Source organism: Nocardia sp. SSK8, from assembly GCF_037034205.1.
Lineage (GTDB): Bacteria > Actinomycetota > Actinomycetes > Mycobacteriales > Mycobacteriaceae > Nocardia.
The window spans coordinates 81,843-105,540 of sequence record NZ_JBAGKD010000007.1; the positions used below are offsets into that span (position 1 = coordinate 81,843).

General features: G+C 69.3%; 24 protein-coding genes and 1 tRNA gene. 13 read left to right on the top strand and 12 right to left on the bottom strand.

Annotated elements, in window-relative coordinates; all coding sequences use genetic code 11:
- Window positions 1–41 precede the first annotated feature (41 nt).
- Both WA675_RS15340 and WA675_RS15345 read right to left on the bottom strand, forming a co-directional pair.
- Window positions 42–1,199, bottom strand: a complete 1,158-nt coding sequence (locus tag WA675_RS15340) for an acyl-CoA dehydrogenase (protein ID WP_336085101.1) — start codon at window positions 1,197–1,199, stop codon at window positions 42–44.
- Between the two features lie 165 nt (window positions 1,200–1,364).
- Window positions 1,365–2,024, bottom strand: coding sequence for a TetR family transcriptional regulator (locus tag WA675_RS15345; protein ID WP_336085102.1), 660 nt, complete (start codon window positions 2,022–2,024; stop codon window positions 1,365–1,367).
- Window positions 2,025–2,120: 96 nt separating this feature from the next.
- Here WA675_RS15345 and WA675_RS15350 point away from each other — a divergent pair, with 96 nt between their 5' ends.
- Together WA675_RS15350 and WA675_RS15355 are read left to right on the top strand one after the other, a co-directional pair.
- A complete protein-coding gene (locus tag WA675_RS15350) occupies window positions 2,121–3,185 on the top strand; it encodes a hypothetical protein (protein ID WP_336085103.1) in 1,065 nt (354 codons plus the stop codon).
- Window positions 3,186–3,199: 14 nt separating this feature from the next.
- A complete protein-coding gene (locus WA675_RS15355; protein ID WP_336085105.1) occupies window positions 3,200–4,150 on the top strand; it encodes a hypothetical protein in 951 nt (316 codons plus the stop codon).
- Between the two features lie 18 nt (window positions 4,151–4,168).
- Here the strand turns inward: WA675_RS15355 and purE are convergent, their stop codons facing one another.
- Both purE and WA675_RS15365 read right to left on the bottom strand, forming a co-directional pair.
- Window positions 4,169–4,675, bottom strand: a complete 507-nt coding sequence (gene purE, locus WA675_RS15360) for a 5-(carboxyamino)imidazole ribonucleotide mutase (RefSeq protein ID WP_336085107.1) — start codon at window positions 4,673–4,675, stop codon at window positions 4,169–4,171.
- 31 nt (window positions 4,676–4,706) lie between these two features.
- The gene (locus tag WA675_RS15365; RefSeq protein ID WP_336085108.1) at window positions 4,707–5,930 is read right to left on the bottom strand and encodes a 5-(carboxyamino)imidazole ribonucleotide synthase; all 1,224 of its coding nucleotides are present in this window, start codon (window positions 5,928–5,930) and stop codon (window positions 4,707–4,709) included.
- Window positions 5,931–5,969: 39 nt separating this feature from the next.
- Between WA675_RS15365 and WA675_RS15370 the strand changes: the two genes are divergently transcribed.
- Complete coding sequence (locus WA675_RS15370) at window positions 5,970–6,518, top strand: GtrA family protein (RefSeq protein WP_336085109.1); 549 nt, start codon at window positions 5,970–5,972, stop codon at window positions 6,516–6,518.
- Here WA675_RS15370 and WA675_RS15375 read toward each other — a convergent pair.
- From WA675_RS15375 to WA675_RS15385, 3 genes are read right to left on the bottom strand one after another with little or no spacing between them, the layout of a single operon-like run.
- Window positions 6,515–7,822, bottom strand: a complete 1,308-nt coding sequence (locus tag WA675_RS15375) for a sensor histidine kinase (protein WP_336085110.1) — start codon at window positions 7,820–7,822, stop codon at window positions 6,515–6,517. The genes WA675_RS15370 and WA675_RS15375 overlap by 4 nt on opposite strands.
- Before the next feature lie 7 nt (window positions 7,823–7,829).
- Window positions 7,830–8,531 carry a response regulator transcription factor gene (locus tag WA675_RS15380; protein ID WP_336085111.1) on the bottom strand — a complete coding sequence of 234 codons (702 nt, stop codon included), beginning with the start codon at window positions 8,529–8,531 and terminating at the stop codon, window positions 7,830–7,832.
- Between the two features lie 41 nt (window positions 8,532–8,572).
- Window positions 8,573–9,106: a PH domain-containing protein gene (locus tag WA675_RS15385; RefSeq protein WP_336085112.1), complete on the bottom strand. Its 534-nt coding sequence runs from the start codon at window positions 9,104–9,106 to the stop codon at window positions 8,573–8,575.
- Window positions 9,107–9,233: 127 nt separating this feature from the next.
- Between WA675_RS15385 and WA675_RS15390 the strand changes: the two genes are divergently transcribed.
- Window positions 9,234–10,202, top strand: a complete 969-nt coding sequence (locus tag WA675_RS15390; RefSeq protein WP_336085113.1) for an acyl-ACP desaturase — start codon at window positions 9,234–9,236, stop codon at window positions 10,200–10,202.
- Between the two features lie 64 nt (window positions 10,203–10,266).
- On the opposite strand, the gene WA675_RS15395 is transcribed toward WA675_RS15390, so the two are convergent.
- Window positions 10,267–11,067: a biotin--[acetyl-CoA-carboxylase] ligase gene (locus WA675_RS15395; RefSeq protein WP_336085114.1), complete on the bottom strand. Its 801-nt coding sequence runs from the start codon at window positions 11,065–11,067 to the stop codon at window positions 10,267–10,269.
- A 125-nt stretch (window positions 11,068–11,192) separates the two neighbouring features.
- Here WA675_RS15395 and WA675_RS15400 point away from each other — a divergent pair, with 125 nt between their 5' ends.
- The 3 genes from WA675_RS15400 to WA675_RS15410 all read left to right on the top strand — a co-directional run bounded on the left by WA675_RS15400 (window position 11,193) and on the right by WA675_RS15410 (window position 13,934).
- Window positions 11,193–12,833 (top strand): acyl-CoA carboxylase subunit beta, encoded by a 1,641-nt coding sequence (locus tag WA675_RS15400; RefSeq protein ID WP_336085115.1) that lies wholly within the window; start codon window positions 11,193–11,195, stop codon window positions 12,831–12,833.
- Between the two features lie 130 nt (window positions 12,834–12,963).
- Entirely contained in the window at window positions 12,964–13,293 is a 330-nt protein-coding gene (locus tag WA675_RS15405; RefSeq protein WP_336085116.1) for an acyl-CoA carboxylase epsilon subunit, read from the top strand.
- Window positions 13,294–13,298: 5 nt separating this feature from the next.
- On the top strand, window positions 13,299–13,934 hold the full coding sequence (locus WA675_RS15410; protein WP_336085117.1) for a Maf family protein: 636 nt from the start codon (window positions 13,299–13,301) through the stop codon (window positions 13,932–13,934).
- On the opposite strand, the gene WA675_RS15415 is transcribed toward WA675_RS15410, so the two are convergent.
- On the bottom strand, window positions 13,860–14,621 hold the full coding sequence (locus tag WA675_RS15415) for a helix-turn-helix transcriptional regulator (RefSeq protein ID WP_336085118.1): 762 nt from the start codon (window positions 14,619–14,621) through the stop codon (window positions 13,860–13,862). The two genes, WA675_RS15410 and WA675_RS15415, sit on opposite strands and share 75 nt — an antisense overlap.
- 148 nt (window positions 14,622–14,769) lie before the next feature.
- Here WA675_RS15415 and WA675_RS15420 point away from each other — a divergent pair, with 148 nt between their 5' ends.
- The 4 genes from WA675_RS15420 (at window position 14,770) to WA675_RS15435 (ending at window position 19,360) form a co-directional block, all read left to right on the top strand.
- A complete protein-coding gene (locus WA675_RS15420; protein WP_336085119.1) occupies window positions 14,770–15,660 on the top strand; it encodes a sulfurtransferase in 891 nt (296 codons plus the stop codon).
- A 188-nt stretch (window positions 15,661–15,848) separates the two neighbouring features.
- Window positions 15,849–17,648, top strand: coding sequence for an acetyl/propionyl/methylcrotonyl-CoA carboxylase subunit alpha (locus WA675_RS15425; RefSeq protein ID WP_336085120.1), 1,800 nt, complete (start codon window positions 15,849–15,851; stop codon window positions 17,646–17,648).
- A gap of 77 nt (window positions 17,649–17,725) precedes the next feature.
- Complete coding sequence (locus tag WA675_RS15430; protein WP_336085121.1) at window positions 17,726–18,673, top strand: patatin-like phospholipase family protein; 948 nt, start codon at window positions 17,726–17,728, stop codon at window positions 18,671–18,673.
- Between the two features lie 345 nt (window positions 18,674–19,018).
- Window positions 19,019–19,360, top strand: coding sequence for a hypothetical protein (locus WA675_RS15435; protein WP_336085122.1), 342 nt, complete (start codon window positions 19,019–19,021; stop codon window positions 19,358–19,360).
- Window positions 19,361–19,428: 68 nt separating this feature from the next.
- On the opposite strand, the gene lat is transcribed toward WA675_RS15435, so the two are convergent.
- Together lat and WA675_RS15445 are read right to left on the bottom strand one after the other, a co-directional pair.
- Window positions 19,429–20,769, bottom strand: coding sequence for an L-lysine 6-transaminase (gene lat, locus WA675_RS15440; protein ID WP_336085123.1), 1,341 nt, complete (start codon window positions 20,767–20,769; stop codon window positions 19,429–19,431).
- Window positions 20,770–20,834: 65 nt separating this feature from the next.
- A complete protein-coding gene (locus tag WA675_RS15445; protein WP_278265077.1) occupies window positions 20,835–21,287 on the bottom strand; it encodes an Lrp/AsnC family transcriptional regulator in 453 nt (150 codons plus the stop codon).
- Between the two features lie 112 nt (window positions 21,288–21,399).
- Between WA675_RS15445 and amaB the strand changes: the two genes are divergently transcribed.
- Both amaB and WA675_RS15455 read left to right on the top strand, forming a co-directional pair.
- Window positions 21,400–22,923 (top strand): L-piperidine-6-carboxylate dehydrogenase, encoded by a 1,524-nt coding sequence (gene amaB / locus WA675_RS15450; protein ID WP_336085124.1) that lies wholly within the window; start codon window positions 21,400–21,402, stop codon window positions 22,921–22,923.
- Between the two features lie 53 nt (window positions 22,924–22,976).
- Window positions 22,977–23,050, top strand: a tRNA-Met gene (locus tag WA675_RS15455).
- 52 nt (window positions 23,051–23,102) lie between these two features.
- Here WA675_RS15455 and WA675_RS15460 read toward each other — a convergent pair.
- Window positions 23,103–23,636, bottom strand: coding sequence for a histidine phosphatase family protein (locus WA675_RS15460; RefSeq protein WP_442945634.1), 534 nt, complete (start codon window positions 23,634–23,636; stop codon window positions 23,103–23,105).
- Window positions 23,637–23,698: the final 62 nt, after the last annotated feature.

Sequence of the window (23,698 nt, forward strand, 5' to 3'; positions counted from 1 at the left end):
GAGATCCGCCGAGGGCCACAGGACCGTGCGTCAGAGTGAGATCAGCGCAGGATCTGGCGGGCCATCACCAGGCGCTGGATCTGGTTGGTGCCCTCGTAGATCTGGGTGATCTTGGCGTCGCGCATCATGCGCTCGACCGGGAAGTCGGTGGTGTAGCCGGCGCCGCCGAAGAGCTGGACGGCGTTGGTGGTGACCTCCATGGCCACGTCGGAGGCGAAGCACTTGGCGGCGGCGGAGATGAAGCCGAGGTTCTTCTCGCCGCGCTCGGCGCGGGCGGCCGAGGTGTAGACCATGAGGCGGGCGGCCTCGATCTTCATCGCCATGTCGGCCAGCATGAACTCGGTGTTCTGGAAGCTGGCGATGGTCTTGCCGAACTGCTTGCGGTCCTTGGTGTAGGCGATCGCGGCGTCCAGCGCGCCCTGGGCCAGGCCGACGGCCTGCGCGCCGATGGTCGGGCGGGTGTGGTCGAGGGTCTGCAGCGCGGTCTTGAAGCCGGTGCCGGGCTCGCCGACGATGCGGTCACCGGGGACGCGGCAGTTCTCGAAGTACAGCTCGGCGGTGGGCGAACCCTTGATGCCCAGCTTGTGCTCGAGCGGGCCGACGACGAAGCCCTCGTCGTCCTTGTGGACCATGAACGAGGAGATGCCGTTGGCGCCCTTGTCGGCGTCGGTCACGGCCATCACGGTGTACCACTCGGACTTGCCGCCGTTGGTGATCCAGCACTTGGAGCCGTTGATGATCCAGCCGTCGCCGTCGGCCTTGGCGCGGGTACGCATGGAGGCGGCGTCGGAACCGGCCTCGCGCTCGGACAGCGCGTAGGAGGCCATCTTGCCGTTCACGAGGTCGCCGAGGACCTTCTGCTTCAGCTCCTCGGAGCCGTTGAGGATCAGGCCCATGGTGCCGAGCTTGTTGACGGCCGGGATCAGCGAGGACGAGCCGCAGACGCGGGCGACTTCCTCGATGACGATACAGGTGGCGACCGAGTCGGCACCCTGGCCGCCGTAGGCCTCGGGCACGTGCACGGCGTTGAAACCGGCCGCGTTGAGGGCGGTCAGCGCCTCCTCCGGGAAGCGGGCGTTGCCGTCGACGTCCTTGGCGTAGGGAGCGATCTCCTTCTCGCACAGACCACGGATGGCACCGCGGAGCTCATCGTGGAAGTCCTCGAGCTGGAACAGGTTGAAGTCGGGGTTTCCCGCCATCGGGCACACTCCTGGTCGTGGTGGTGATCGCTGCGGTCGACAGCGCGTCTTCGTCGGCACTGAGTGCCAGTCCATCGCAGATTATACGCCCGGCACTCTGTCGCTACATGGGGATATGTCGATGGCACTCAGTGCCGTCGATACGTCACTTTGGTGCGGGGACGCTCACAGATTATCGAGCCGGGCGGTGAGCAGGTCGGCGACCTGACGCGGCGGCATGTCGCGCGGGAAGACCGCGAGAACCAGCTCGTCGGGCCCGGAAACCGTCCGTCTGCCGCGCGGGATCGCGGCCAGCTCGGCACGCAGATCACCCACCTCGGCCCCCGATTCCCCGCGCACCATCCGGCGCAGCAGATAGTTGTGCGTCGCGGTCACCGCCGCGGTGAACTGCACCCGCACCAGATCCGGCACCTCCGGCAGTCGCTCGCGCAGGAACTCGGTGAACAGCCGCTCGTAGCGGAACACCGTGACGATCTCGCGCTCCCGCAGCGCGGGCACCCGGCGCACCACCTGATACCGGCGCGCGGCGATGTCCCGCCACTGGGTGAACCGCTCGAACACTCCGATCACGGCCTCGCACACCGCATCCCACGGATCCCCGCCCGCCCGCGCCAGGAACTCCTGCGCGGTGGCGAGCTGGAATTCGTGATCGGCGAAGATCACGTCCTCCTTGGACCGGAACTGCCGGAAGAACGTCCGCCGCGAAATCCCCGCCGCCACCGCGATCTCGTCCACCGTCGTCGCCTCATACCCCCGCTCGGCGAACAACCGCAACGCCTGATCCACCACCGTGAGCCTGAACTGCGCCGCGTCATCGTGTGCCACGGGAGTCAACGGTAGCCACCGCCCCGAACCGGGAGCACACCAGCCGACCGGCGGCTGGGTATCGTCTCGCTCGACGTTTCGACCAGGTGGGGGTAGATGATGAGATCCAGATTCGGGCTGTCGGTGCTGGCGGTGGTGATGGCCGCGGTCAGCGCGTGCTCGACCACCGTCACTGGGACGGCGGGGCCGGATACCGGAGCCGCCGCGCCGACCGCGTTCGGGGTCCCCGTCACCGCCGCCGACAAGCAGACCTTCGACACCCTCGACCAGGTGCGCTCGGTGGACCCGTGTGGATTCGTCGATCGCGCGTACTTCGACGCCGCGGGCACGATCTCGCTGCTGGGTCCCAGTACCGAGCTCGCCCAGTGCGCGATTCGGTTCACGCCGAACGGCGCGCGCAACCCGTCGTATCTCTACATCGATCTCGACCACAATCCCCCGCTGAACACAGAGCCGACGCGGCAGATCGCCGGGGAACCGGTCGTCGCCTTGGGCCCGGACAGCTACGGGAACTGCAAGTACAAGGTGCCGCTGCGGTTCCCGATCGTGGACACGGGGTCCGGACAACAGGATGTCGTCGAGATCGCCACCGTCGCCTACGCGATGGTCTCCTCGTCGAGCTTCGACAGCTCGGAGTTCGGCTGCGGGCTTGCCGAGCGTCTGGTCACCGCTATCGCCACCGCGTTCCGCGACGACCGTATTCCCCGTCGCTCGGCCGCGGCGACCCCGGTGTCCGAGATCGAGCTGCTGACCCACAACCCGTGCGAGATCGTGGCCGCGCTGCCCTTGCAGGTGCGGCTGTCGCGACTGCTCGTGGACTTCGAACCGCTCGGGTGCAGCTTCATGGTCGACGACAACGACGATGTCGCCGAATCGGTCCTGGTGACCTTCGGTTTGACGCGGCGGCCACTGGAATCCTTCCGCGCGTCAGATTATGTGATCTCCGTAGACGGGATCCCGGTACTCATCCACCGGGACGAGACGATTCCCCCACCGACCTGCATCGAAACCTTCTCCGTCGGCCCGGAACTCGATCCGGCCACCGGGGTCGAGGAGGTCTCCAGAGCGAAAGTCCAGCCGATCGTGAACATCACCGGGCTGTGCTCGACCACCGAGCAGATCCGGCCCGCCGCGATGCGCCTGTTCGGGGCGACGGCATGAGGCGCGCAGGGAAAGTGCGCGCGGCGGCAATCGTCGCGGGCGCGATGATGCTGCTGACGGGCTGCGGAGACCTCGTCGGCACGGCGGTCCCGGAGAACGCCCGGTACCGCGGCTCGCTCATCGACAGGTTCGGGAACCCGCTCGACGGCGCCGCGGCCTCGATGGGCGAACAGGACGCGGCCCGCCGCATCGACCTGTGCGCACTCATCAACGGCGCTGCCACGCGAGAACTCGGCACAGTGACCTACGCCGGTCCGGATCAGAGTCTCGGCGACTGCCAGGTCTTGATCGGTGACCGCACGGGCCCGGTGACCAAGGTGAACGTGTCGATGTCGATCCAGCCGGTGCTCGGTGGGACCAAGACGATGTACGGGTCGCGGGTCGGCAACGGGCCGCACGACAGCGGTTCCAGCTGCTCGATCGCCGTGATCTACAACGAGGAGCGGGCGATGTCGTTCACCGCGGACGGCGACAACACCGCGAGTGCCTGCCCCGCCCTGCACGCGATCGTCACCGAGGCGGTGCCGCTGCTCGACGATCCGCCCAGCCGTGCCGTTCCGCTCGGGGACCCCTGTTCGTTTCTCGACACACTGTATCCGCCGGAACAGCCGTTGTTCCTGTCCGGTTTGAACCCCTCCACCTGTGACTATTCGCTCGGCGTTCGCGAGCCCGACGACAGCAACCGCTACATCGTGGGGACCTCCACCGCGATCAGGGTCCTGATCGACCAGCCGCCGCCGGACGCCCGCATGCTCCAGCTCGCGGGCGTCCCGGCCTACGAGCAGCCCGGCGCGAACACCTACTGCACGATCACAGCCTTCGCCGGTGTCGCCCAGCCCTTCGTCCGGCCGGGGTGGGACGGGGAGCCCACGGATTACGTGGAAGTGCTCGATATCGCGGGACGCGATTGCGCCGTGGTCCGCGAGATCGCCGTGGCGGCAGTGAAGACCTACCTGGGGCGCTGACCGCCACGGCGGGTGGGCTCAGCCGAGGAGCTTGGTGCGGAGGGCTTCGTCTTTGGCGAGGACCATTTGTTCGAGGCCGGACTGGAACTGTTCCATGCGGGTGCGCAGGGCGGGGTCGTGGGCGGCGAGGATGCGGACGGCCAGGAGCCCGGCGTTGCGGGCGCCGCCGATGGAGACGGTGGCGACGGGGACGCCCGCGGGCATCTGGACGATGGAGAGCAGGGAGTCCATGCCGTCGAGGTACTTCAGGGGAACGGGGACGCCGATGACGGGCAGGGGGGTGGCGGAGGCGACCATGCCGGGGAGGTGGGCGGCGCCGCCCGCGCCGGCGATGATGACCTGGAGGCCGCGGGACGCGGCGTCGCGGGCGTAGTCGAGCATGCGCTGGGGGGTGCGGTGCGCGGAGACGACGCCGACCTCGAAGCGGATGCCGAACTCGGCCAGCGCCTCGGCGGCGGCCTCCATCGTCGGCCAGTCGGAATCGCTGCCCATGATCAGGCCGACCTGGGGACCGTTCGTGCTCACTGTGTGGGTTCCTCTCGAAGGGGGTGGGCGGTTACTCGCCGTGCGGGTCCCAGCCGTCGGTCCAGACGGCGTGGGACATCCAGTGCGCGGCGCGTTCGGCCTTCTCGCGGGTCGCGGCGACGTCCTCGCCGAGGATGTTGATGTGCCCGATCTTGCGGTCAGGGCGCTCGCCCTTGCCGTAGAGGTGGACCTTGGCCTCGGGCAGGCGGGCGTAGAGGTGATGCAGGCGCTCGTCCATGGGCATCTCGGGTGCCTGCGCGGCACCCAGGATGTTGGCCATCACCGTGACCGGGGCGAGCGGGGTGGTGTCGCCGAGAGGGTAGTCCAGCACCGCGCGCAGGTGCTGCTCGAACTGGCCGGTGCAGGCGCCGTCCATGCCCCAGTGGCCGGAGTTGTGCGGGCGCATGGCCAGCTCGTTGATCAGGATCTCGCCGTCGTGGGTCTCGAACAGCTCCACGGCCATCACGCCGACCACACCGAGCCCGGCGGCCAGCTCGAGCGCCATGGTCTCCGCGCGGGCGCCGAGGTCCTCGGGCAGGTCGGGGGCGGGGGCGATGACCACGGCGCACTGGCCGTCGCGCTGCACGGTCTCCACCACCGGCCAGGTCGCCGCCTGACCGAACGGCGAGCGCGCCACCATGGCCGACAGCTCGCGCTTCAGGTCGACCTTGGCCTCGGCCAGCAGCTGCACCCCGTGCGCGAGCTGGTCGGTGACCAGCCGCTCGGCCTCGGCGGCGTCGGCGGGCATCCACACCCCGCGGCCGTCGTAGCCGCCGCGCACGGCCTTGAGGACGAACGGCCAGCCGTGCTCGTCGCCGAAGGCGATGGCGTCGGCGGGCGCGGTCACCTCGACGAAGGCGGGCACCGGCAGCCCCAGCGCCGACAGCTTGGTGCGCATGGCCAGCTTGTCCTGGGCGAAGATCAGCGCCTGCGGCGGCGGGGCGACGTTCACCCCCTCGGCGACCAGCACGTCCAGGTGCTCGGTGGGCACGTGTTCGTGGTCGAAGGTCAGCGCGTGCGAGCCGACCGCGGCTTTGCGCAGCGCGGCCAGGTCGTCGTGGCTGCCGAAGACGACATCGGGGGTGACCTGCGCCGCGGGGTCCTCGGGCGCGGTCGCCAGCACCCGCAGACGCTGGCCGAGGGCGACGGCGGCCTGGTGCGTCATGCGCGCGAGCTGGCCACCACCGACCATCGTGACGGTGGGCATGGCAGACGGATCGAACGAACGTGCACTCACGTCGTGCAATGTTGTCATGTCGAAAGCGAATCTTTGCGACCGGTACACTCGGAACTCGTGTCAATCGTCGACGACGTGGTCAGCGTCCTTCCCCCGCGCCTGCGCGAAACCGCGTATCGGCACCGTGAGCTGATCAAGTTCGCCATCGTCGGAGCGACGACGTTCGTGATCGACAGCGGCCTGTTCTACCTCCTGAAATGGACGGTTCTGGCCGAGAAGCCGGTCACCGCCAAGATCATCTCCGGCGTGGTCGCGGTGATCGCGTCCTACATCCTGAACCGGGAATGGTCGTTCAAGAATCGTGGCGGACGCGAGAAACATCACGAGGCGCTGCTGTTCTTCGGGGTCAGCGGCATCGGCGTGGTGCTGAGCAATATCCCGCTGTGGATCTCGAGTTACGTGCTCGATCTGCGCCAGCCCGATGTGAGCTTCCTGACCGAGAACATCGCCGACTTCGTCAGCGCGTTCGTGATCGGCAACTTCCTGCAGATGGCGTTCCGGTTCTGGGCGATGCGCCGCTGGGTCTTCCCGGACGAGATGAACGAGATCGTCGCCGAGCTGGAAGACCTGATCGAAGAAGAGCAGGAACACCTCGGGCGCGGTTAGCGCGGCTCGGGCAGGGTCGCGGTTGACGACCGGTTGACCTTCGACCCCAGGAACACCGCGAACAGCGCCGGACGGCGGCGCTGCAGTTCCAGCCTGCCCCCGTCGGCCTCCACCAGAGCGCGGGCCAGTGCCAGGCCGACACCGGTCGAGCCGCCCGCCGAGAAGCCGCGGTCGAAGACGTGCGGGGCGAGCTCGTCGCGGATGCCCTCGCCCTCGTCGGCGACCTCCACGCAGATCAGCGGGTCGCGCGAGCTCATGGTCGGGACGGTGCGCACCGAGACCGTGCAGGTACCCGCGCCGTGCATGAGGGCGTTGTCGACCAGCACCGCGACGGCCTCGCGCAGCCGGGAGCCGGTGATCGGCGCCTGGAGCGACTCGTCGCCGGTCAGGCGCAGTTCGCGGCCCTCCTCGGTGAACGGGTGGGCCCATTCGGCCACCACCCCGCGCAGCTCGGCCATCACCGGGATCGGGTCGCGGTCGGCGGCGTCCTCGTCGCGCGAGGCGCGCACCAGTTCGTCGATGGCGTCGGTGAGCCGGTCGACCTGGGCCATCGCCTCCTCGGCCTCGTGCACCACCTCGGGGTCGGCGTGGGTGGACAGCTCGTCCAGGCGCAGGCGCACCGCGGTCAGGCGGCTGCGCAGCTGATGGGAGACGTCGGCGACCAGCGCGTGCTCGCGTTGCAGGCGGCCCGCGATCTCGACGGTGGCCGAGTCGAGCACGTCCGAGACCCGGTCCAGCTCGGCGATGCCGTGCCTGCGGGGGTCGGGCCGGAAATCGCCCATGGCCAGCCGGGCGGCGCGGGCGGCCACATCACGCAGCGGATCGGCCACCCGGCGCGCGGTGACCACCGCCACCGAGAAGGCGGCGCCGAGCGAGGCGAGCACCGCCAGCGCGACCGCGGCCACGGCCTGTTCCTGCCGCGCGTGCATGGGCCCCGAGGGCACCTCGAGCCGCAATGAGCCGGAGGTGCCCATGGACAGCGATTCCACCAGCGGGTCCTCGACGTGCGCGACCCCGATATCGGTGCGCGCGGCATTGTCGTGCGGGGCCGGGTAGACGATCGTGAGCTTGCCGCCCTCGGGGACCAGCGCGGCCATCGCCCGCACGTCCAGGCCGTCGGCGACGGTGCCGTCGCCGCCCTCCTGGGAGATCACCTCGGCGGCGACGCGTTCGAGCCTGCTCTGCAGATCGTTGCGGGTGATGTCCTCGACCCAGAGCCAGGCGGTGTAGATGAGCGGGACGCCGAGCACGACCGTGGTGATGGTGAGCACGGTCAGGATCGAGCGCAGGATGCGGCGGCGCACCGAGCCGTCAGCTCCGGCTCGCGCCCGAGGGCGCGTCGGTGTTCAACCGGAAGCCGACCCCGCGCACGGTGACGATGCGGCGTTCGGCCATCGGCCCCTCGTCGCCGATCTTGCGGCGCAACCAGGACATGTGCATGTCGAGGGTCTTGGAGCCGCGCAGATCGGCATCGCCCCAGACCTCGCGCAGAATGGTCTCGCGCGGCACCACCTGACCGGCCCGGTCGATGAGCACCTTGAGCAGCTCGTACTCCTTGTTGGCCAGGTTCACCTCGGCCCCGTTGACCAGCACGCGCCGCGCCGCCGGTTCCAGCCGGATGCCGCCGACCTCCACCGCGTCGTCGCCGATTCCACTGCGCCGCAACAGTGCTCGCACCCGGGCCAGCAGTTCGGCCAGCCGGAACGGCTTGCCCACGTAGTCGTCGGCGCCCGCGTCCAGGCCCACCACGAAATCGACCTCGTCGGTGCGCGCGGTGAGCATCAGCACCGCCAGATCGGCGCCGGAGGCGCGCACCTGCCTGCACACCTCTAGCCCGTCCATGCCGGGCAGGCCGAGGTCGAGGATCAGCAGGTCGTGGTCGCCTTCGAGGGCGCGGCGCAGCACGGCGGGGCCGAAACGTTCGACGGTGACGGTGTAGCCCTCACGCCCCAGCGCCCGGGAAAGGGGGGCGGCGATGGCCTCGTCGTCTTCGGCCAGCAGTACTGCGGTCATGTGCCCAGGTTAAGTGGTCTGGACTCCGGCGGGCGGACAGCTCACCGATACCCGGTGCCCCAATGCTGCTCGCCGTGCGAGCGGTCGGCCTCGAAGACCTGGTGGTAGAGCAGCGAGTGCACCTGCTGCACCTGGGGGATGTCGTCGTATTCCAGCGGCTCCTCCGACGAGGATCCGATGATCAGGGTGCCGGTGCCCAGCATCCGGTCCAGCACGCCGTGCCGGAACTGCACGCTGGAGATGCGGCTGAGCGGGATGTCGATGCCCGTGTGGGTGATCACGCCCTGGCGCACCAGCACGCGCCGCCCGGTGACGATGAAATGCGTCGACTTCCAGGCGATCACCCGCGCCACCACGCGCCAGCCGAGGATGCCCAGCCAGGCCAGCCCGATGATCAGCAGCAGGACCGTGCGCACCGAGCCTTCGGTGTTGCGCCAGGCCAGCCCGCCGAGGAAACCGGCGAGCGCGGTCGCGACGATGAGTGTGACGATCGGCCACACCAGCATCTTCCAGTGCGGGTGACGGTGCAGGATCAGCTGCTCGTCGGGCGCGAGGACATCCTCCGGGTAACCCATGAACGCACAGTACCGCGCTGTGACGGTGCATTTCTCGAAGCCACGGCCGAACCGATACTGTGGATTCCACGCTAGCTGCCAGGTTTTGCCCATATCTGCTTGCTCGACACCGACAGTGGAGGCACGCGTGACCAAAGATCTGACCCAGCTCGAAATCCTGACGGCCCTCGAACCCGTGGCCGAACAGAATCTCAACCGGCATCTCGCCATCGCCAAGGACTGGAATCCGCACGACTACGTCCCGTGGGACGAAGGCCGCAATTTCGCCGCCATGGGCGGAAATGATTGGGAGCCAGGACAATCCCGGCTCACCGAGGTCGCCAAGGCGGCGATGATCACCAATCTGCTCACCGAGGACAACCTGCCCTCCTATCACCGCGAGATCGCCGAGAACTTCTCGCAGGACGGGGCGTGGGGTACCTGGGTGGGGCGATGGACCGCCGAGGAGAACCGGCACGGGATCGTCATCCGCGACTATCTGGTCGTCACCCGCGGCGTCGATCCCGTGGCGCTCGAGGAAGCCAGGATGATCCACATGACCCAGGGCGCGCACGCGCCCGCCAACTGGGGCGGGTTCCTGGTGAATGTCGCGTACGTGACGTTCCAGGAGCTGGCCACCCGGGTCAGCCACCGCAATACCGGCCGCGTCTGCGACGACCCGATCGCCGACCGCATGCTCGCGCGGGTGGCCACCGACGAGAACCTGCACATGATCTTCTACCGCAACCTGTGCGGCGCCGCGATCGACCTGGTGCCCGACCAGGCGATGCCCGCGATCACCAAGGTGCTCACCAACTTCCAGATGCCCGGCGCGGGCATGCCGAACTGGCGGCGCAACGGCGTGCTGATGGCCAAGCACGGCATCTACGATCTGCGCCAGCACCTCGACGAGGTGGTGCGGCCGGTGCTCAAGCAGTGGAATGTGTTCGGGCGCACCGATTTCGGTCCGCGCGCCGAGGCCGCGCGCGACGAGCTGGCGCAGTTCATCACCAAGCTGGAGAAGGACGTACTCAAGTTCGAGGAGCAGCGCGACCGGCTGCTGGCGCGCGAGCGCGTGGTGGCCGAACGCGAGAGCGCGGGCGTGGCCGCGCGCTGAGCGCGGCGCACCCGACGGGCCCGGCGCGATCCGCCGGGCCCGTCGCTGTCCGGTCGCGGGCGGGTCAGCGGTACTGACCGCGCAGATGCGTCACATCACCGGCCGAGACCCCCCGTTCGCCGATGAACAGCCTGCCGCTGTCGTCGACGCGGGTGGCCGTTCCGGTCACCACATCGCCGCCCGGCAGTTCCGCGCGGACCTCGAGGCCGATGGTCGTGCAGCGCTCGCGGTAGGCGGCGGCGAGTTCGGTGGTGTCCCAGTCCGCCTGCTGCCAGGCGCTGACCCGGCGGGCGAACTCGGCGAGGATCGCCGCGGCCAGCGCGGTGCGGTCGGCCTCGGGCAGCCCGGCCAGGCGCAGCGAGGTCGCGTGCGGGACCGGCAGCTCGTCCTCGGTGAGGTCGACATTGAGGCCGATGCCGGTCACCACGCCGGGGGTGTCACCCGCGGCGACGACCTCGGCCAGGATGCCCGCCAGTTTGCGCCCGCGCAGCAGCACGTCGTTGGGCCATTTCAGTTCCGGGTCGAGCCCGGTCGCCGAGCGCACCGCGTCGACCACCGCCACCCCGGCCAGCAGCGGCAGCCAGCCCAGCTTCGCGGGCACCACACCCGGCAGCCGCACCAGGATCGATAGCGAGATCTGCGCGTGGGGCGGGCTCACCCACTCACGGAGGTGCCTGCCGCGCCCGTTCACCTGCTCCTCGGCCAGCAGCACCTGGCGATCGATGGACCGGTCGACCGCGCGCAGCACCAGATCGGCATTGGTGGAGCCGGTCGAGTCCACCACGTCGATCCGGTCGTAGAACGACGGTGCCGCCGCGGCGACGGAGCTGCGCAGACGGGGGGTATCGATCGGTGCCCTGTTCATTCCCGGCACGCTACTAGGCCCCGGCAGTGAACCATCACGACCACAATCACCTGCGGTTTTCTCTACTGACCGGTAGCCAAGACTGCCGTAGTGCGCGAACGTGTCGGTGGCTACACTCGCAACCCATGACGAGTGTCCAGCAGCAGCCCGCATCGGAATCGGCGGGCGCCCCCGATATCCACACCACCGCCGGGAAGCTGGCTGATCTGCGGAATCGGCTGGAAGAAGCGCAACACCCGATGGGTGAGGCCGCGGTCGACAAGGTGCACGCCAAGGGCAAGATGACCGCCCGCGAGCGCATCCTGGCCCTGCTCGACGAAGGCTCCTTCGTCGAGCTCGACGCCCTCGCCAAGCATCGCAGCGTGAATTTCGGCCTGGAGAACAACCGCCCGCTCGGTGACGGCGTGGTGACCGGTTACGGCACCATCGACGGCCGCGACGTGTGCATCTTCTCCCAGGACGTCACCGTCTTCGGTGGCTCCCTCGGCGAGGTCTACGGCGAGAAGATCGTCAAGGTCATGGACCTGGCGCTCAAGACCGGCCGCCCGCTGGTCGGCATCAACGAGGGCGCGGGCGCGCGCATCCAGGAGGGCGTCGTCTCCCTGGGCCTCTACGGCGAGATCTTCCACCGCAACGTGCAGGCCTCCGGCGTGATCCCGCAGATCTCGCTGATCATGGGCCCCGCCGCCGGTGGCCACGTGTACTCCCCCGCGCTCACCGACTTCGTGGTGATGGTCGACCAGACCTCGCAGATGTTCGTCACCGGTCCCGACGTGATCAAGACCGTCACCGGTGAAGAGGTCACCATGGAGGACCTGGGTGGCGCGCACACCCACATGACCAAGTCCGGTGTGGCCCACTACGTGGCCTCCGGCGAGCAGGACGCCCTCGACTACGTCAAGGACCTGCTGGGTTACCTGCCGAGCAACAACCGCGCCGAGGCCCCGCGCCACGAGCCGACCGACCCGATCGCCGGTGCCATCGAGGACTCCCTCACCGACGAGGACCTCGAGCTCGACACGATCATCCCGGACTCGCCCAACCAGCCCTACGACATGCACGAGGTCATCCGCCGTCTGCTCGACGACGACGAGTTCCTCGAGGTGCAGGCCGAGCGCGCGATGAACATCATCTGCGGTTTCGGCCGGGTGGACGGGCGCAGCGTCGGCATCGTGGCCAACCAGCCGACCCAGTTCGCCGGTTGCCTCGACATCGACGCCTCGGAGAAGGCCGCGCGCTTCGTGCGCACCTGTGACGCCTTCAACGTCCCGATCATCACCCTGGTGGACGTGCCCGGCTTCCTGCCCGGCACCGGCCAGGAGTACAACGGCATCATCCGCCGTGGCGCCAAGCTGCTCTACGCCTACGGCGAGGCCACTGTGGGCAAGATCACCATCATCACCCGCAAGGCGTACGGCGGGGCCTACGACGTGATGGGTTCCAAGCACATGGGTGCCGATGTGAACCTCGCGTGGCCGACCGCGCAGATCGCCGTCATGGGTGCCTCCGGCGCCGTCGGCTTCGTCTACCGCAAGCAGCTCCAGGAAGCGGCCAAGAACGGCGCCGACGTCGACGCGCTGCGCCTCGAGCTGCAGAACGAGTACGAGGACACCCTCGTGAACCCGTATGTGGCCGCCGAGCGCGGCTACGTCGACGCGGTCATCCCGCCCTCGCACACCCGTGGCCAGATCGTGTCGGCGCTGCGGCTGCTCGAGCGCAAGATGGTGACCCTGCCGCCGAAGAAACACGGCAACATTCCGCTCTGAAAACGCGATAACCCCGGTAGGCCGCGCACACTTGGTCAGAGGACGCAACTATTGATCGTTGCGCGCCTACCGGGAATGATCGCGTCAACCGCGCTGTGAATCGAAGTAAGTGCAGGAAGGATCTGGCACTGTGACAACTGTGGCAGAAGAAGACGTGTTGACCGCCGCCGAGCTCGAGCTCGCCGTCGAACCGCTCGTCGAAGAGGTCGAACTGTCTGTGAGCGCGGTGGCCGAGGTTCCCGCGGAGACGGTCGGCGAGCCGATGTTCCGCATAATCAAGGGCGCCCCGACCGACCAGGACATCGCCGCGCTGGTCGCGGTGCTCGCCGCGGCCGCCGCCTCGGCGCCCGCGGGTGGCCAGGACGGGCCGCGCGACAGCTGGGGCAACGCGACGCTGATGCACCGGGGCACCTCCCCGTTCTCGCCGTACGCGTACCCGATGCTGTCGCACCTGCGCTGACGCGGGTGACCCGACTGGTTCTGGCGTCGGCGTCCCCCGCCCGGCTCGGAGTGCTGCGCACGGCGGGTATCGATCCCGTCGTGCGGGTCTCCGGGGTGGACGAGGACGCCGTCGCCGCGGCCCTGCCCGCCGGAACGTCACCGGAGGGCATCGTCGTCGCCCTGGCGCGTGCCAAGGCGCTCGACGTGGCCGCCACGATTCCCGAATTCGCCGACGACTGTGTGATCGTCGGCTGTGATTCCATGCTGCTCGTCGACGGGCAGCTCCAGGGCAAACCGCACACCCCCGAGGTGGCGCGGGCGCGCTGGAAGGGCATGGCCGGCCGCAGCGCCGACCTGCTGACCGGGCACTGTGTGCTGCGCCTGCGCGACGGCGAGATCGTCGGCGAGGCGGCCGAGTGCAGCGGCACCACCGTGCATTTCGCCGAACCCGCGCCCGACGAACTCGACGCCTACATCGCCACCGGTGAGCCGTTGCAGGTCGCGGGCGCGTTCACCCTCGACGGGCTGGGCGGCTGGTTCGTCGACCGGATCGACGGCGATCCCTCCAGCGTGATCGGGATCGGTCTACCGCTGCTGCGCGGGCTGCTCGAAGACGTCGGCGTCGGTGTCACGCAGCTGTGGCGGGACGCGCGGGCCTGAGGGCGCGATCCGCCGCTCCTCCGCGGGTGCCGCCGCCGCGGACCCTTCCTCGCCGTAGGTGAGTTCCAGCCGAGCCGTGCACAGTTCCGGCTCCACGAACGGGTGCAGCTGCACCCCGACCCGGCCGCGGGCGCCGTTGCGCTCGAGCACTTCCCGCATGAGTCCCAGATGCACGCCGCACACCACCTCGGAGTGCGAGCGGGCCAGCTCGCGCAGCGGGCACGCGGTCAGATTGATCCCCACGTGCTCGGCGGTCTCACCGACCGGGTCCTTCTCCGGCGCGAAACCCAGCTCCGACATCAGCGACATGGTGATGTCGCGCGCGTCGGCCAGCGATTCCACCTGCTGGGCGCCGATGTCCATCCGGGCACCCCAGGCCCGGCCCGCCTCGACGGCGGCCGCCGAGCGGGTGATCGGATCGGGGCCGAGATGGTCGGCCAGCACCTGCGCGAGTTCCTGGTATCCGACCGATCGCTGGACCGCGCGATAGCCGATGCGCGGGCGCCCGCGACCGCGTGGCGGCTGCTGGAACTGGCGCACCAGCGATTCGCGGGTGAGGACGTCGAGATGGAAGCGGACGGTGGTGACGTGCTGTCCGGTGATCCTGGCCAGTTCCTGGGCGTCGAGGGGCTCGGTGGCGCCACGTAGGATCGCGAGCAGTCGCCGTCGCGGCCAAGAATCGGACATAGCTCACCCCTCCTCTCCAGAGAGTTTATCGGACGCACGTGCGCTTTATTCGTCCATTGTGTCGATTCGTGATGCGCCACCACACACTTACCATCGGCTGCGACCCAGCTACAGCCGCACCCACCCAACTCGCGTGAAGGACCACACTGTGCCTGTCGCCCCGGATCCGCACCCCGCCTTCGGTTCCTACGCAGCCCCGCATCGATTGGTAACCACAGAATGGCTGTCCGCAAACATCGGCGTGCCGGGTTTGAAGATCATCGAGTCGAACGATGACATCCTGCTCTATGACATCGGGCACGTGCCCGGCGCGGTCAAGATCGACTGGCGCGGCGACCTCAGCGACCCGGTGACCCGCGATTACATCGACGGCCCGCGTTTCACCGCGCTCATGCGGGCCAAGGGCATCGGCCGCGACGACACCGTGGTGATCTACGGCGACCGCGGCAACGCCCAGGCCGCGCACACCGCCTGGATCTTCACCCTCTTCGGCCATCAGGACGTGCGCCTGCTCGACGGCGGCCGCGACGCGTGGATCTCCGAAGAACGCGACACCACTTTCGACCTGCCCTACCTGGTCGCGGGCGACTACCCCGAGGTCGAGCGCGACGACAGCACCGCGCGCGCCTTCCGCGAGCAGGTACTCGACCGGCTCGGTGCCCCGCTGGTGGACGTGCGCTCGGCCCAGGAGTACTCGGGCGAAGTCGAGGGCAAGCCGCTCGCCCAGGAGTACGCGACGCTGCGCGGCGGTCACGTGCCCACCGCGGTCAACATCCCCTGGACAGCGGCGGCGACCGCGGACGGCCGATTCCGCTCGCGTGCCGAGCTCGACGCGGTCTACGGGGCGCTGGCCGAGGAGGACCTGGTCGTCTACAGCCGGGTCGGTGAACGCTCCAGCCACACCTGGTTCGTCCTGACCTTCCTGCTCGGCCGCAGGTCAGTGCGCAATTACGACGGATCCTGGATCGAATGGGGCAACTCGGTGCGGCTGCCGGTGGCCCAAGGCGCCGAGCCGGGCGTGGCGAACCAGTTGATTTGAAACATGTTCACATCACAGCCCGGCGCGTAGTGTGACCTGCGACCTACTCGACGGTAGGGCTAGCCGAGTTCGAGCTGGGTTGGCACACTGCCTACACTCGCCCGAGACGAAAGTTGTCGATACCGGGCACGGGGCCTACACGGCGACCCGTCCCCCGAAGCGACCAAAGAATGCACACAGGAGGCTCAGTGCCCAGCCATGCCAGCGCACGGATCACGAAGGTACTCGTAGCTAACCGCGGCGAGATCGCGGTCCGCGTGATCCGGGCTGCCAAAGACGCGGGAATCACCAGTGTCGCGGTCTACGCCGAGCCCGATGCCGACGCTCCCTTCGTGAAGCTCGCCGACGAGGCCTTCGCCCTCGGCGGTCAGACCTCGGCCGAGTCGTACCTCGTGTTCGACAAGATCCTCGACGCCGCGGCCAAGTCCGGCGCCGACGCGATCCACCCGGGTTACGGCTTCCTCTCCGAGAACGCCGACTTCGCCCAGGCCGTCCTCGACGCCGGGCTCATCTGGATCGGCCCCTCGCCGCAGTCCATCCGCGATCTGGGCGACAAGGTCACCGCGCGCCACATCGCCGAGCGCGCCAAGGCGCCGATGGCCGCCGGCACCAAGGACCCGGTCAAGAACGCCGACGAGGTCGTCGCGTTCGCCAAGGAGTACGGCGTCCCGGTGGCCATCAAGGCCGCCTTCGGTGGCGGTGGCCGCGGCATGAAGGTCGCCCACACCATCGAGGAGATCCCCGAGCTGTTCGAGTCGGCGACTCGTGAAGCCATCGCCGCCTTCGGCCGCGGCGAGTGCTTCGTCGAGCAGTACCTGGACAAGGCTCGCCACGTCGAGGCCCAGGTCATCGCCGACCAGCACGGCAACGTGGTCGTCGCCGGTACCCGCGACTGCTCGCTGCAGCGCCGCTTCCAGAAGCTCGTCGAGGAGGCGCCCGCGCCGTTCCTGTCCGACGAGGTCCGGGCCAAGATCCACGACTCCGCCAAGCGCATCTGCCGCGAGGCCGGCTACTACGGCGCGGGCACTGTGGAGTACCTGGTGCAGGGCGAGACCGTGTCCTTCCTCGAGGTGAACACCCGCCTGCAGGTGGAGCACCCGGTCACCGAGGAGACCGCGGGCATCGACCTGGTGCGTCAGCAGTTCGCCATCGCCAACGGCGAAGAGCTCGCGATCAAGGAAGACCCCACCCCGCGCGGTCACTCCTTCGAGTTCCGGATCAACGGTGAGGACGCCGGTCGCGGCTTCCTGCCCGCCCCCGGCCCGGTCAGCGTCTACTCCGAGCCCACCGGCCCCGGCGTGCGCGTCGACTCCGGTGTGGTGCAGGGCAGCGTCATCGGCGGTCAGTTCGACTCGATGCTGGCCAAGCTGATCGTCACCGGCGAGAACCGCATGCAGGCGCTGCAGCGCGCCCGCCGCGCGCTGGCGGAGTTCCACGTCGACGGTCTGGCCACCGTCATCCCGTTCCACCGCGCGATCGTCGAGGATCCGGCCTTCGTCGGCAACGGTGAGACCTTCGAGGTCTACACCAAGTGGATCGAGACCGAGTGGAAGAACACCGTCGAGCCGTACACGGCCGGTGCTCCCGCCGACGACGAGGACGAGGATCTGCCCCGGCAGAAGGTCGTCGTCGAGGTCGGTGGCCGTCGCGTCGAGGTGTCGCTGCCCGGTCAGTTCACCCTCGGTGGCGGGGCCGCCGGTTCGGCCGGTAACGGCGTCGTCCGTAAGAAGCCGAAGGCGCGCAAGCGCGGCGGCGCGGGTGGCGGCGCGGCCTCCGGTGACGCGGTCACCGCGCCCATGCAGGGCACCGTCGTCAAGGTGGCCGTCGAAGAGGGCCAGTCCGTCGAGGCGGGCGACCTGATCGTGGTGCTCGAGGCCATGAAGATGGAGAACCCGGTCAACGCGCACAAGGCCGGTGTGGTCACCGGGCTGTCCGTCGAGGCGGGCGCCGCGATCACCCAGGGCACCGTCCTGGCGGAGATCAAGTAAGGCTCCCCCGTGAACGGAAACTGAAGACCCGCTGCCTCAGGCAGCGGGTCTTCTGTCTTCAGGCTTATCGTGATCAGGTGAGTACCGCGCGCATCGTTCCGGACCTGGTCACCGTCACCGAGGTCATCCAGGCGCGGCGCGCGTCGGGTCAGCGCGCCGACGGGCACCGCCTCGCCCTGGTGATCGAGGGCGGTGGCAGTCGCGGGGTGTACTCCAGCGGCATGGTGCAGGCGCTCGAGGAGCTCGGGCTGGCGGGGATCTTCGACGCCGTCTACGGCACCTCGGCGGGGGCGATCAACGGCGCCTGGCTGCTGTGCGGGCGCGCGGCGACGGGGATGCGGTCCTGGACCGACCCGGCGATCATGCGCCGGGTGGTCGACCCGGTGCGGGTGCTGCGCGGACGACCGGTCTTCGATCTGCACTACCTCGTGCACCGGGTGTATGACGGGATCGAGCCGATGGACTTCCCGGCGATCCTGGCCAACCCCACCACCCTGCACCCCATCGCCACCGATATCCGGACCGGGCGGTCGGTGGACCTCGCACCCCACATCGTCGACAAACCCACGCTCCTGACCGCGCTACGGGCCTCCGCGGGCCTGCCCCTGCTGGCCGGACCACCAGTCGCCCTAGGCGGCGGCAGCTACTTCGACGGCGGCCTCACCGAAACCGTTCCGATCCGCACGGCCGTGCGCGCGGGCGCCACCCATGCTCTGGTCCTGCGCACCCGCCGCACCGACGAACTCCGCCCGCCCGCGCCCCTACTGCACCGGGTCGTCGGCGGCGGCTACCTGCGCGCCATCGCGCCCGGCGCCTACCGGGCCTGGTCGCAGCGCCCCGGTCAACAGGCCGTCGAAGACCGCTTCCTCGCCGACCTCGGCGACCGCGCCCTCCAGATCCACCCACCCGCCGAGGCCCCACCGGTCGACAGCGCCGCCCGCGACACCGACCTCCTCGCCCGCGCCCTCGACCTGGGCCGCACCGCCGTCCACACCCTCCTGGGCACGACACTCCGCCCCGCCTGACCCCCCCACCGCAACGCCGGTCGTGTCACGCCGCCCAGCTTCTGAGCTACGACGGCGTCCGATCGGCAGACATGGCCCTTGACCCGGCTCGCCGTGGTGTCACGCCGCACAGCGTCCGCGCTACGACGGCGCCCGATCGGCAGACATGGCCCTTCGCCCGGTTCGCCGTGGTGTCGCGTCGCCCAGCGTCGTGCCGGACCTCGGCGTCCGATCGGCGGCAGACTCCCTCGACGCCGAGCCGGCCGATGCTGGCAGCGCGTCGGTGGCCTACCAGCGTGCGTCCTCGGTCGGCCCCACCGCGCAGGGGCGAACGAGGTGGCGAGACCCGCCGCTAAGCTGCTGGGCGTGGAACCGATCGAGATCAACGCGGGCGCCTGGTATCTGCGCGCCCTGCGGGCCGACGAGCGCATCGATGACCGGCCCGCGCTGGCCGACGGCGGCATCACCGATCCCGACTACGTGACGACCCGCTCGGCGCAGTGGGCCGACGAGACGCACTTCTCCTGGGCGGTGTGCGTCCCGACGACGGCCGAGCTGGTCGCCGAGATCGGCGTGACACCCGGACCGGACGACACCGCGACCGTCACCGGCTGGGCCCGGCCGGGCGAGGACGACGCCCTCGCGGCAGGCCTCACCTCGGTGCACCGATTCGTCGAGGGCGCGCTGGGACTCACGCCCACTACGTGAGCAGAGCTGGCTGACGGCCCCGCCGCCACATCGGTCGGCGCATCAGCCTGCCGGGCACCGGCGGCGCGCTACACCGTTTCGCGCAGGAGTACCGCGTCCAACGCGTCGACCGCGCGTTCCAATTCCTCCTCGGTGACCGTCAGCGGCGGCCGGAACCGGATCCCGCGCTCACCGGAGCCGAGCAGCAGCACATGCTGACGTTCCCGCATCGCCGTCACCACCCGCTCCCGCAGATCGTGGGTGGCCAGGGTGATCGCGCACATCAGCCCGCGCCCGCGCACCTCGCTCACCTTGTCCGGGTGCGCGGCGGCGAGCTGGCCCAGCTGGTCGAGCAGGAAGGCGCCGAGCGGGCCGACCCGCTGGATCACCCGATACTGTTCCAGCACTTCGAGAATGCGCCGCGTGCGGACCATATCGGTGAGGTTGCCGCCCCAGGTGGAGTTGAGCCGCGAGCTCACCCGGAAGACATTGTCGGTGATCTCGTCGACGCGCCCGCCCGCCATGATCCCGCAGACCTGGGTCTTCTTCCCGAACGCCACCACGTCCGGTTCCACCCCGAGCTGCTGATAGGCCCAGGTGGTGCCGGTCATCCCGACGCCGGTCTGCACCTCGTCGAGGACGAACAGCGCGTCGTTGGCGTGACACAGCCGCTGCATGGCGCCGAGGAACTGCGGGCGCAGGTGCCGGTCGCCGCCCTCGCCCTGGATGGGTTCGGCGATGAAGCAGGCGATGTCGTAGGGATGCGCGGCGAATGCCTGCTCGGCCTGGGCCAGCGACGCCGCCTCCAGCGCCGCGATATCGGGTCCGGCGAAGGTGTGCGGGGTGTCGATGCGCGGCCAGTCGAACTTCGGGAAGCGCGCGGTCTTGACCGGATCGGTGTTGGTCAGCGACATCGTGTAGCCGCTGCGGCCGTGGAAGGCGCCGGTCAGGTGCAGCACCTTGGTGCCCAGTTCCGGTGCGCGGCCGTGCAGTTCGTTGTGCCGGGACTTCCAGTCGAAGGCCACCTTCAGCGCGTTCTCCACCGCCAGCGCCCCACCGTCGACGAAGAACAGGTGCGGGAGCCGGGGGTCACCGATCACCCGGGCGAAGGTGTCCACGAAGCGGGCCATGGCGACGGTGTAGATGTCGGAGTTGCTGGGTTTGTTCATGGCCGCGGTGGCCAGCTCGGCGCGGAAGCGCTCGTCGCCGGCCAGCGCGGGATGGTTCATCCCCAGGGCATTGGAGGCGAAGAAGCCGAACATGTCCAGATAGGCGGTGCCGTCGCGTTCGTCGATGAGCGTGCGGCCGTGCGACTTGTGCAGGTCGAGCACAAGATCGAAGCCGTCCGCGAGGATGTGCGAGGACAGGATTTCGTTGACCCGGTTGGCGGGGGTGACCGCCGCGCCGGGGCGCTCCAGTTCGATGGTCACAATGCCGAGGGTACGCAAATATTTACGGAACCTCTATGGATCTACGGAACAATTACGAAAAATCGTTACCTATCGTAGAATGTCTGCAGAATGATGGTGCTGCGCGTGCGCACATTGGCGGTGGCCCTGATCTCGGCGAGCAGCTGCTCGAGATGCCGCGGCGAGGCCACCCGCACCAGCAGGACGTAACTCTCCTCGCCCGCCACCGAGTGGCACGCCTCGATACCGGGGATGTGCTGCAACAATGCGGGCGCGTCATCGGGCTGGGAGGGGTCGAGAGGAGTGATCGCGACGAACGCCGACAACAGGTGGCCGAGCGCCTCGGGATCGACATGGGCCGCGTATCCGCGGATCACCCCGCGCGCTTCGAGCCTGCGCACCCGCGACTGCACCGCCGAGACCGAGAGGCTGGCCTTCTCCGCCAGGTTCGACAACGTGGCGCGACCATCGGTCATCAGTTCCCTGATCAATAGTCGGTCGATGTCGTCGAGCTGAGGTCTAGCCGGTGAATCCGCCATCAGCGAAGGCTAACGCAGCACGGGGGTTGCGCGAGGAAAACTTCTTTCTGTTCCCCACCGAAATTCGCCGAACTTTTCCGTGAGTCGTACCAACCAGCAGAAGGTGAGCAAGATGATCGACACCGTGACCGAGCACTTCTCCGAACAGCTGGCGCTGCGGGCCAGGGCCCTGCTGCACGGTCTCGGCGCGAGCATCCCCGAACCCGGTGCCCTGCAGGCGCGCACGCCGATCTCCGGCGCCACCCTGCTCTCCCTGGCGCCCGACACCGCCACCACCGTCGACGCCGCGATCGGCCGCGCGGCAGGCGCGTTCGAGTCCTGGCGCACCGTCCCCGCGCCGGTGCGCGCCGCCCTGGTGCGCGAGCTGGCCCAGCTATTGGTGGCCCATCAGCGCGAGCTGGCCGAGCTGGTGACGCTGGAGGCGGGCAAGATCGGCGCCGAGGCGCTGGGCGAAGTGCAGGAGATGATCGACGTCTGCGAGTTCGCGATCGGCCTGTCACGCCAGCTCTACGGTGCCACCATGCCCTCGGAACGGCCCGGGCACCGGCTCATGGAGACCTGGCACCCGCTCGGCGTGGTCGGGGTGATCTCGGCGTTCAACTTCCCGGTCGCGGTCTGGGCCTGGAACACCGCGATCGCGCTGGTCTGCGGTGACACGGTGGTGTGGAAGCCCTCCGACACCACCCCGCTCACGGCGCTGGCCTGCCACACCCTGCTGCGCCGCGCGGCCGTCGAGGTGGGCGCGGATCCCGAAGTGCACCAGCTGGTTCAGGGCGGCGCGGGGGTCGGCGCGGCGCTGGTCGACGATCCGCGCGTCGCGCTGCTCAGCGCCACCGGTTCGGTGCCGATGGGCGCGGCCGTCGGCCCGCGGGTGGCCGCCCGCTTCGGCCGCTGCCTGCTGGAACTGGGCGGCAACAATGCCGCGATCGTCACGCCCAGCGCCGATCTGGACCTGGCGGTGCGCGGCATCGTCTTCGCCGCCGCGGGCACGGCAGGTCAGCGGTGCACCACGCTGCGCCGGTTGATCGCGCACCGGTCCATCGCCGATCAGCTCGTCGACCGGCTCACCGCCGCCTACAACCAGCTGCCCGTGGGCAATCCGCTCGACGACGGCGTGCTGGTCGGCCCGCTCATCGACGAGCGCGCCTACACCGCCATGCAGGAGGCGCTGACCCGCGCCGAGGCCGACGGCGGCGAGAATCGCTGCGGCGGCGAACGTGTCGAGATCATCGGCCCCGACGCCTATTACGTGCGCCCGGCCGTGGTCCGGATGCCCGCGCAGACCGCGCTCGTGCGCGAGGAGACCTTCGCGCCGATCCTGTACGTGCTCACCTATGACGACATCGACACCGCCATCGCGTTGAACAACGATGTGACACAGGGTCTTTCCTCGTCGATCTTCACCCGCGACCAGCGCGAGGCCGAACAGTTCCTGGCCGGATCGGACTGTGGCATCGCCAATGTCAATATCGGCACCTCTGGCGCGGAGATCGGCGGCGCGTTCGGCGGGGAGAAGCACACCGGTGGCGGGCGCGAGTCCGGCTCCGACTCCTGGAAGGCGTACATGCGCCGGGCCACCAACACCGTCAACTACTCCACCGAGCTACCACTGGCCCAGGGGATCCATTTCGGCTGATCAGCCAGGTGATTTCGCGTCGGCGGGGATGCCGTGTAAAGTGGTGTTCACGACGCGGGATGGAGCAGCTCGGTAGCTCGCTGGGCTCATAACCCAGAGGTCGCAGGTTCAAATCCTGTTCCCGCTACTAGACGAAAGCCCCGGAGTTTCAGCTCCGGGGCTTTCGTCGTTTCCGTGGGTCAGCCCATCCGCAGAGTCCAGCTGCCGCGGTGGTGCAGCCGGGTGATGCTGGCCGGGGGAACGTCGATGCGCCAGAACGATGTCGCGGGCGCGTCGAGCACCACCAGCAGTGCCGCGCGGATCACCGCCGGATGGGTCACCGCCACCGTGTCGTGCCCGGCCGAGGCGATCTCGGCCAGCCAGAACCGCACCCGCGCCACCAGGTCGGTCACCGATTCCCCGCCGTGCCCGCGGAATTCCGGATCGGTCAGCCAGGCGAAGAGCTGATCCTGGGCCAGGGCGCCCATGTCACTGCCGCGCCAGGACCCGGCGTCGAGATCTCGTAATCGATCATCGGGCTCGCCGGACAGGCCCAGCGCGTCCGCGGTCTCGCGGGCCCGGCGTTCCGGACCGGTCCGCACCCGCGCGCCGGTCAGCGGAGCGCCGCCGCGCAGCGCGGCCAGCCCCGACTCGTCCAGGGGTTCGTCGACAGGGAATCGCGCCTTACGTACCGCCTCGGTAAGGCCATGGCCGACCAGGTCGACTCTCAGCACCGTTTGCACGAGAGTTCAGGGTAGCTGCGGCGTGGAGCACGGTGTGACCCCGCACACCCTTC